This is a genomic window from Janthinobacterium sp. UMAB-56 (assembly GCF_900095265.1).
GTDB lineage: Bacteria > Pseudomonadota > Gammaproteobacteria > Burkholderiales > Burkholderiaceae_D > Janthinobacterium.
Genome location: NZ_LT607664.1, coordinates 41,331 through 49,284, shown reverse-complemented (window position 1 = coordinate 49,284; position 7,954 = coordinate 41,331). Strand labels below are relative to the sequence as shown.

Below are 7,954 nucleotides of genomic sequence, written 5' to 3'. Positions count from 1 at the left end.
GCACCTGCGGCCGCTCCCGTCGTTCCTGTCGTGCTGGCCCAGGCTGTGCCCGCGCCGATACCGGCAGCGGCGCCGCCCGCAGTGCCTGTGTCCGCACCGGTGCCGGTCCCCGTCCCCGTCACGCAAGCCAGGCCCGTGCCGCAAGCGGCCACCGCCGCGCCCGTGCACCATGCCAGGCCCGTGCCGGAATCCAGGCAGGAGTCGCCCAGCCAGGCGCTTTCTGCCGCCCCCGCTCCGGCGGCCGAAGAGCCCGTGCAGGGCATACGCGACTTGCCCGAGCCGATACAGCGGCAAATCCCCACGATCGCCATCGGTGGTTATATCTATTCGAAAAATCCGGCCGACCGCCTGCTGCTGATCGACAAGGTCTTGCGCCACGAAGGCGAGGAGCTGGCACCCGGCCTGGTGCTGGAAAAGTTGCAGCCGAAGGCGGCCATCTTCAGTTTCAAGGGCTACCGCTACCGCGTGCCGTATTGAGTTGTTGCACATCAAGGCCGGGTCGCCGTCGCTGAACCATCGTGGCCATGCCTGATCAAACCTGAGTCGCTGCGCCCGTGTGCGCGGCCGGGGAGGTGCGATGATTGCTGCCGCAACTGCTGGCGAGGGTGTTCTTGATACGCATGGCTTGGGAAACCTGGCGCGCATCGGGCATATCGTCGTGCTGATGATGGAAAACCGCTCCTTTGATCACATGCTTGGCTACCTGAGCCTGGAAGGCGGGCGCGCCGACATCGATGGCTTGCAGGCTGGCCATGCCAATGTGCATGCGGGCGTGACTTACCCCGTGCATCATTTGCGGCGTACGGCTTTCGGTCCGCAGCAAGACCCGTCGCATACGGGCCTGTCGGTGGCGCGGCAACTACAAAAAGACAATGGCGGCTTCGTCGACGACTATGCGCAAACGCACCCGGGCGACCCCGACATCGATCTGGTGATGGGCTATTACAATGGGACCGATTTGCCCATGTACGATTTTCTGGTGCAGCAGTTCTGCGTCTGCGACCGCTGCTACAGTTCCGTGCCGGGTGCCACCTGGCCCAACCGCCTGTATGCGATCAGCGGCAAGGCGGCCGGCAGCAAGGATAGCAAGCGCGTGCCGCTGTATGCGAACAAGTCCTTCGTGCGCCACCTCGAGCGGGCCCAGGTCAGCTGGAAATTTTATTCCGCCTGGAAGCCCTGGAGCCTGGCGCTGACGGATGAGCATTACCGCTCGTCGGAGCTGTACGAACCCTTCGGTTCCAGCGCGCGCCGCTATGGCTTCATCGGCGATGCGCTGGCGGGTACCTTGCCCTCGGTCAGCTGGATCGATCCGCATTTCTTCGACAATGACGACCATCCGCCGGCCGATATCCGCGCCGGCCAGGCGCTGGTGGCGCAGGTCTACCAGGCCCTGTCGCGCGGACCGGCCTGGGCGCGTACCTTGTTCATCCTCAGTTATGACGAACACGGCGGCTTTTTCGACCATGTGCCGCCTGGTGCCGCCATCGACGACGACCCCGCGTTTCGCCAGTACGGCGTGCGCGTGCCGATGCTGCTGGTGTCGCCGCTGATCGCGCCAGGCAGCGTTAGCCACCAGGTGGTCGACCACACGTCGATTATCAAAACCATCTTGCAGCGCTTTTGCCGCGCCGCCGATGGCGCCTTGCCCCAGATGGGCGCGCGCGTGGCGGCCGCCAGCGGCCTGGGTGCCGTGCTGACCCTGGCACAAGCGCGCGCTGCGCCAGCCCTGCCTTTTGCTGTGCTGGCGCAGCGCGCCGCATGGGAAGCGCAGGCGCGGGCTCAGGACTTTGCCCCGCTGGCGCCTGCATGCGCGCCTGATGATGCGTTGGCTGCCGCTCCCACCGCACCCTTTCAGTCCGATGCGGAGGCGGGCGCGATCGCGGCGCACCGGCAATTGGCGCGCACGGCCAGGAATGCGCAGGCGATAAATGGTAGGACTGCGGGTAAAGCTGCGGGCAAAACGGCGGGCAAAACGGCGGGCAAAACGGCGGGCACGGCAGCGCCGACACCGGTGGGGCGGCGCCGGCGGCAGGGCGGCAAACCCGCGCTTGCCGGTGCTAGGAATGGCGGAAAAGCTGCAGGCGCTTGACCTTGGTGTTGTGTTGCTCAATGAGTTGCTCAATGAGGTGGCAATGTGCGGCGCCGGCGCCGGTGGGGCTGCGTATAATCATTGCTTCTCAATCAAGGAGTGAGCATGCACGATGCGATGCCCGCACACCCGGTACTCGGTGTGATCGGTCGTTCCGGTAGCGGCAAGACGACCCTGCTGGAATTTGTGGTGAAGGAAATGGCGGCGCGTGGCCTGCGCGTCAATCTGGTCAAGCACAGCCACCATGACCTGGCGCTGGAACCGCCGCAAAAAGACAGCGCCCGCCTGCGCCTGGCCGGTGCGGCGGAAGTGCTGGTGGCATCGCCGTACCGTTTTGCCATCGTGCATGAGCTGCGCGGCGCACCGGAACCTAGCCTGGCGCAGCAATTGTCCCGCATGGGGCCGGCAAACCTGACCCTGGTCGAGGGTTTCAAGACGGATGCCATTCCCAAGCTGGAAGTGTTTCGCCCGGAAGTGGGGCAGGCGCCCCTGTATCCGCATGACCCGCATGTGATCGCCGTCGCCTCCGACAGCCCGGCGCCCGCCGACTTGCGCGAGGGCGTGCAATGGCTGGACTTGAATGCGCGCGAGCAGGTGCTGGCCTGGCTGCTGCTGCAGTTGGAAAATAAGCTGGAAAAATAAGCTAAAGGTTTGCCGGCGGCATCCGTTAACCAGAGTAGAACCTCATTGGAGAAACGTATGGACGTCGGAAGCATTGCTCAACTGTCAACTACGATGGCGGAGACAGGCACGCGGCAAGCCGTGGGCTTGACTGTCCTGAAAAAAGCTCAGGATATCCAAAGCTCGACTGCTACTGCCTTGCTGCAAGCCTTGCCACCGATACAGGCGGCGCCTAGCCTGCCTGCGCACCTCGGTAACCGCATCAACACGACAGCCTGAGCGCAGTCCCGCGACGCCAGTCTGGCGCTCGCCAACCCTGGCCCACACTACCGTCATCGACGGTGGGGAGTGGGCTGTCTGCTGCCTTTTTGCCTCTGCCAAATTAATTCACTGAGCATGGTTCGCCATGGCGCGTCCGATTCAGTAGAATGACGCCCATCACCTCGCATTGCCCATGGCGTAGTCCTGGGTGTGCCATTTCTTTGACCCATGCAAGAGGAATCCCCATGAACAAACGTCAAGCTCTCATCGCCGCCGCCCTCGCAGGCCTGTGCGCCGGCACCACAGTCAGTGCGGCCGTGCACGATAGCCCTGCCTCCGGCGACAAGGAAAAATGCTACGGCGTGGCCAAGGCAGGGCAGAACGATTGCGCGTCGTCCGATGGCGCGCACTCCTGCGCGGGCCAGGCGGAGGCGGACAATCTGCCTACGGAATGGACCTATGTTGCCAAGGGCACGTGCGAACAGGCGGGCGGCTCCGTCAAGCCTGTCAAGGCGGGCAAGGCTGCCAAGCCGGCGACACAGCCGTAAGCTTCCGCCGCCTGCCCATGCCGCCGCCAGTTCCAGTACTTGCCGGTGTCGGCCTGCGCGCCGCGCACTACCGCGACTTCCTGGAGCGCCTGCCCCGCGTGGGCTGGCTGGAAGTGCACACTGAAAATTATCTGCAGCCATCGGGCTGGGATAGTCATGTGTTGCATACCCTGCGCCAGGATTACCCCATCAGTCTGCATGGCGTGGGCCTCGGCCTGGGATCCGCGCGCGGTTTTTCCGAAGCCCATTTGCAGCGCGTGCGCGCCCTGGTCGAGCGCATCGAACCGTCCCTCGTGTCGGAACACCTGTGCTGGGGTGCCGTGGCGCAGCAGCAACTCAATGAGCTATTGCCGCTGGCCTTGAATAGTGCCGCCCTGGACTTGTTGTGCGCAAGAGTGGGGCGGGTGCAGGATGTGCTGAAAAGGCCGATCTTGCTGGAGAATGTCGCCACTTACCTGCGTTTTGCTGACGATGCCATGAGCGAGGCGCAATTCCTGGCGGAACTGGCACGGCGCAGCGGCTGCGGGCTGCTGCTCGATATCAACAATCTGTATGTGAATCAGTGCAACCACGGTGAAGATGCCCTGCTTGCCATGCAAGCCATCGCGCCGGGCAGCGTGGGCGAGCTGCACCTGGGCGGCCACCTGCTGACGCCACACGCCGTGATCGACCACCATGGCGCCGCCGTGGCCGATCCCGTCTGGGACTTGTATGCGGCCGCCTTGCTGCGCTTTGGCGCCGTGCCCACGCTGGTCGAATGGGATACGGATTTGCCGCCGCTCGATATCCTGCTGGGCGAGGCGGACAAGGCGCAAGCCATGCTGGCGCGCCATGCGCCACGGGCAACGTGGCAGGGCGCGCTGCTGGCGGCGCCGCTGGCCGTTGCCGTCGATACGCTGGCGACTGGCCAGCAAGCGTTTGCCACAGCCTTGTTGGATACTGCGGCAGACCTGCCATCGTTTGCGGGAGAGGCAGTGCCGCAGCGTTTTTCACTATACCGCGGCAATCTGAGCGCCACCTGGCGCCGCACCCTGGGCCAGGCGTATCCCGTCGTGCTGGCGCTGGTAGGCGCCGAGTTCTTTGGCGGCCTGGCGCGCGCGTATGGCAGGCAGATGCGATCCGATAGCGCCGACTTGAATCAGTTTGGCGCCCGTTTCGCCGATTTTCTGGCTGCCTTCCCGCCCGTGGATGCGTTGCCCTACCTGCCGGACATGGCGCGCCTGGAATGGGCCGTGCACCTTGCCCATTACGCGCCTGATGCGCAGGGCCTGGCACCCGAGTTCCTGGCAGCTTTGCATGCCGAGCAACTCGAAGCGCGCCGTTTTGCCATGCATCCCGCCTGCGCCTTGCTGGCGTCCGACTGGCAAGTGGCGGCCCTGTGGCAGGCGCATCAGGAGGGTGCAGGAGGGGGGGGTTTTCCGCAAGCTATGCGGGTAGCCAGCCGCGCGCTGGTATGCCGGCCGCGCTGGAAGGCGCAAGTGCTGCTGCTGGATGCGGCGGCGCATGCGGCCTTGCTGGCCTTGCAGCAGGGCCAGGCGTTTGGCGCCGCGCTCGATGCGGCCTTCGAGCGGGACCCTGCATTTGACCTGGCGGCACATTTGCGCCAGTGGCTGGCGCATGCGGTGTTGACGGCGTGACTGTTTACTCGAAGGCCCGCAGCAGGCGCGCTTCTCCAGTCTGATCGCGGTGCAGGGCATTCGCGGCCAGAGTGGCATCCAGCATGCGCGTCACTTGCTCTTCTTCAAAGCGGGCCAGTTCGGCAGTGGCCGCGACGAGGGCCAATTCCAGCCTGGCGCGGGCGCTCTGGTACAGGCTGCTGGTGTATTTGTCTGTGTTACGCAGCAATTCTTCGGCGTTTTCTATCACCTGGCGCAAGTCGCCGATCAGGCGTTCCTGGCTGCGCGTACCTTGTTCGGGATGGTCCATGGCGCTTCCCTCCTGCAATCGATATTCATCTGACAATAACGACATGTCTGCAGCTTGATGCCGGCAGCCGGGCTGGCAGTGGCGCTGGCTGGTTACATGGGGCTACTTTCGCGCCCCATGCCTGCATCAGGCGGGAGCGACGACCGTGATACGGATATCGCCCACGCTGACGACCTGGCCGGCGCGGATCTTGGCGGTCTTGCGTAATTCCTTCTTGCCATCGACCTTCACCACGCCGCTATCGACCATGACCTTGCCCGCGCCACCGCTGTCGCACAGGCCAACGAGCTTCAATAGCTGGTTCAGCTCGACGAACTCGGATGTTAAATCAAAGCTTACTTTTTGCATTGTATTCCTTATTGCAATGATGTGTTTTAAACACTTGATGACGGCATCGACTAAGGTCATAGTTTACATGAAGCGAGGGGAATGCAGGCTGAGCCTTAACGTTTGTCGGGCCGCGTCATCTCCAGGGGCACGATCCACGCATTGAATTGCTCTTCCGTCACAAAGCCCAGGGCCAGCGCCGCTTCCTTCAAGGTTGAGCCTTCGTGCTGGGCCTGCTTGGCGATTTGTGCCGCCTTGTCGTAGCCGATGTGCGGCGCGAGCGCCGTGACCAGCATCAGGGAGCGCTCCATCAGTTCGGCGATACGACCACGGTTCGGCGCGATGCCGTGGGCGCAATGCTCGTCGAAACTGCGCATGCCATCGCCCAGCAGGCGGGCGCTTTGCAGGAAGTTGTGTGCGATCAAGGGCTTGAAGACATTCAGTTCGAAATTGCCCGAGGCGCCGCCCACCGTGATGGCCACGTCGTTGCCGAACACCTGGCAGCACAGCATGGTCAGTGCTTCGCACTGGGTGGGGTTGACCTTGCCCGGCATGATGGAGCTGCCCGGCTCGTTTTCGGGGATGGTGATTTCACCGAGGCCGGAGCGGGGGCCGGACGCCATCCAGCGCACGTCGTTGGCGATCTTCATCAGCGCCGTGGCCAGGGTCTTCAGTGCGCCATGGGCGGCCACCAGCGCATCGTGGGCGGCCAGGGCGGCAAACTTGTTGCTGGCCGATTCGAACGGCTGGCCCGTCAGGCGCGCCAGCTCGGCAGCGATGCGGCCGGCAAATTCCACGTGGGCATTCAAGCCCGTGCCCACGGCTGTGCCGCCGGCAGCCAGTTGCCGCAGCGGTGGCAGGGATGCCTTGATGATGTGTTCGGCAAAGTCCAGCTGCGCCACATAGCCGGAAAATTCCTGGCCCAGGGTCAAGGGCGTGGCATCCTGCAAATGGGTGCGGCCGATCTTGACGATGTCGGCAAATTGCGTGGCCTTGGCGTCCAGGGTGGCGCGCAGCTGGCGCAGCGGCGGCAAGACCGTGTCGGCGACGGCCAGGGCGGCCGCCACGTGGATGGCGGTAGGAAAGATGTCGTTCGAGGACTGGCCCAGGTTGACGTCGTCGTTCGGGTGCAGCAGGCGTTCGGTACCGCGCAAGCCGCCGCTCAGCTCGGAACCGCGGTTGGCCAGCACTTCGTTCATGTTCATATTGCTTTGCGTGCCAGAGCCCGTCTGCCAGACGGCCAGCGGGAATTCCGCGTCGTGCTTGCCGGCCAGCACTTCGTCTGCCGCCTGCGTGATGGCGAGGGCTTTCTTGCCATCCAACAGGCCCAGTTCCAGGTTGACGTGGGCGGCCGCGCGCTTGACGGTGGCCAGGGCGGCGATCAGTTCGGGCGGCATCTTTTCCGTGGAGATATGGAAGTGCTCGAGCGAGCGCTGCGTTTGCGCGCCCCAAAGCCGGTCGGCGGGTACGTCGATCGGGCCAAAACTGTCGCGTTCGATTCTGCTACTCATGGCATCCCTTTCATCGATGGAGGTGGATCGAGTGTACTCCAGGCGTCAAAAAGGCACAGGGTGATGCTGTATTGCATCATTTTTACCCTTGCCTCTCTATATTTTTGCGATTTCCTGCCGTTAAAGGCAGGCGAGTCCCGTTTATTTATACTGTTATCAAAGCGATCAGTCCATGCAGAGCAGCATCCTTCCCCGTTGGTCCCTGATCGCCTGCGCCGCCGCCAGCCTGGCCTTGCCGCCTGTCATGGCGGCCGAACTGGGGGATATGGCGGTGCTGTCGCACGTGGGCCAGCCCTTGCTGGCCGAGATCGAACTGACAGCCCTGGCGCCAGAGGAAGTCAAGGGTGTGAGCGTGCGCCTGGCCTCGCCCGATGTGTACCGCGGTGGCGGTATCGGCATGGATCCGGCCCTGCAGTCCTTGAAGATCACCCCGCTGGAGCGGGCTGGACGGCAGTATGTGCGCGTCAGTACCGGGCAGGCGATCCAGGCTGGTCATGTGCATTTATATTTATTGCTGGGCAATGGCAGTGCCGCCGTCGTGCGCCTGGGCACCTTGTGGCTGACGCCTGCGCCGCCCGCCGTCGCTGTCGCCGTGCCGGTCAGGCCTGCCATTGCGGTGCCCGCGCCCGCGCCCGTGTCCGTGCCGCTGCCGCGCGCGACGGCCGGCGCAC

General features: G+C 64.1%; 10 protein-coding genes. 7 read left to right on the top strand and 3 right to left on the bottom strand.

Going from position 1 to position 7,954, the window contains the following annotated elements:
* The 6 genes from K0F85_RS28960 to K0F85_RS21355 form a co-directional block, all read left to right on the top strand.
* Nucleotides 1–477 (top strand): general secretion pathway protein GspB (locus K0F85_RS28960; protein ID WP_257572948.1); only part of this gene is annotated, 477 nt, incomplete at its 5' end.
* A 100-nt stretch (nucleotides 478–577) separates the two neighbouring features.
* Entirely contained in the window at nucleotides 578–2,089 is a 1,512-nt protein-coding gene (locus tag K0F85_RS21375) for an alkaline phosphatase family protein (protein ID WP_219117945.1), read from the top strand.
* A gap of 105 nt (nucleotides 2,090–2,194) precedes the next feature.
* Complete coding sequence (gene mobB, locus K0F85_RS21370) at nucleotides 2,195–2,731, top strand: molybdopterin-guanine dinucleotide biosynthesis protein B (RefSeq protein ID WP_219117944.1); 537 nt, start codon at nucleotides 2,195–2,197, stop codon at nucleotides 2,729–2,731.
* Nucleotides 2,732–2,788: 57 nt separating this feature from the next.
* Nucleotides 2,789–2,989: a YjfB family protein gene (locus K0F85_RS21365; protein WP_219117943.1), complete on the top strand. Its 201-nt coding sequence runs from the start codon at nucleotides 2,789–2,791 to the stop codon at nucleotides 2,987–2,989.
* A gap of 227 nt (nucleotides 2,990–3,216) precedes the next feature.
* A complete protein-coding gene (locus tag K0F85_RS21360; RefSeq protein ID WP_219117942.1) occupies nucleotides 3,217–3,519 on the top strand; it encodes a DUF2282 domain-containing protein in 303 nt (100 codons plus the stop codon).
* A 17-nt stretch (nucleotides 3,520–3,536) separates the two neighbouring features.
* Nucleotides 3,537–5,156 (top strand): DUF692 family multinuclear iron-containing protein, encoded by a 1,620-nt coding sequence (locus tag K0F85_RS21355; protein ID WP_219117941.1) that lies wholly within the window; start codon nucleotides 3,537–3,539, stop codon nucleotides 5,154–5,156.
* Between the two features lie 4 nt (nucleotides 5,157–5,160).
* Here K0F85_RS21355 and K0F85_RS21350 read toward each other — a convergent pair whose 3' ends face one another.
* The 3 genes from K0F85_RS21350 to fumC all read right to left on the bottom strand — a co-directional run bounded on the left by K0F85_RS21350 (nucleotide 5,161) and on the right by fumC (nucleotide 7,283).
* Complete coding sequence (locus K0F85_RS21350) at nucleotides 5,161–5,445, bottom strand: hypothetical protein (RefSeq protein WP_219117940.1); 285 nt, start codon at nucleotides 5,443–5,445, stop codon at nucleotides 5,161–5,163.
* A 126-nt stretch (nucleotides 5,446–5,571) separates the two neighbouring features.
* Entirely contained in the window at nucleotides 5,572–5,793 is a 222-nt protein-coding gene (locus tag K0F85_RS21345) for an RNA-binding S4 domain-containing protein (protein WP_071079051.1), read from the bottom strand.
* A gap of 95 nt (nucleotides 5,794–5,888) precedes the next feature.
* Nucleotides 5,889–7,283 (bottom strand): class II fumarate hydratase, encoded by a 1,395-nt coding sequence (fumC, locus tag K0F85_RS21340; protein WP_219117939.1) that lies wholly within the window; start codon nucleotides 7,281–7,283, stop codon nucleotides 5,889–5,891.
* A 172-nt stretch (nucleotides 7,284–7,455) separates the two neighbouring features.
* On the opposite strand from fumC, the gene K0F85_RS21335 reads away from it, so the two are divergent.
* Nucleotides 7,456–7,954 (top strand): FimV family protein (locus K0F85_RS21335; protein ID WP_374198764.1); only part of this gene is annotated, 499 nt, incomplete at its 3' end.

Bases quoted from the DNA above. Each gene is read 5' to 3' on its own strand.
- K0F85_RS21365 (WP_219117943.1), top strand. From the start codon at position 2,789: ATGGACGTCGGAAGCATTGCTCAACTGTCAACTACGATGGCGGAGACA.
- K0F85_RS21360 (WP_219117942.1), top strand. From the start codon at position 3,217: ATGAACAAACGTCAAGCTCTCATCGCCGCCGCCCTCGCAGGCCTGTGC.
- K0F85_RS21355 (WP_219117941.1), top strand. From the start codon at position 3,537: ATGCCGCCGCCAGTTCCAGTACTTGCCGGTGTCGGCCTGCGCGCCGCG.
- K0F85_RS21375 (WP_219117945.1), top strand. From the start codon at position 578: ATGATTGCTGCCGCAACTGCTGGCGAGGGTGTTCTTGATACGCATGGC.
- fumC (WP_219117939.1), bottom strand. From the start codon at position 7,283: ATGAGTAGCAGAATCGAACGCGACAGTTTTGGCCCGATCGACGTACCC.
- K0F85_RS21350 (WP_219117940.1), bottom strand. From the start codon at position 5,445: ATGGACCATCCCGAACAAGGTACGCGCAGCCAGGAACGCCTGATCGGC.
- K0F85_RS21345 (WP_071079051.1), bottom strand. From the start codon at position 5,793: ATGCAAAAAGTAAGCTTTGATTTAACATCCGAGTTCGTCGAGCTGAAC.
- mobB (WP_219117944.1), top strand. From the start codon at position 2,195: ATGCACGATGCGATGCCCGCACACCCGGTACTCGGTGTGATCGGTCGT.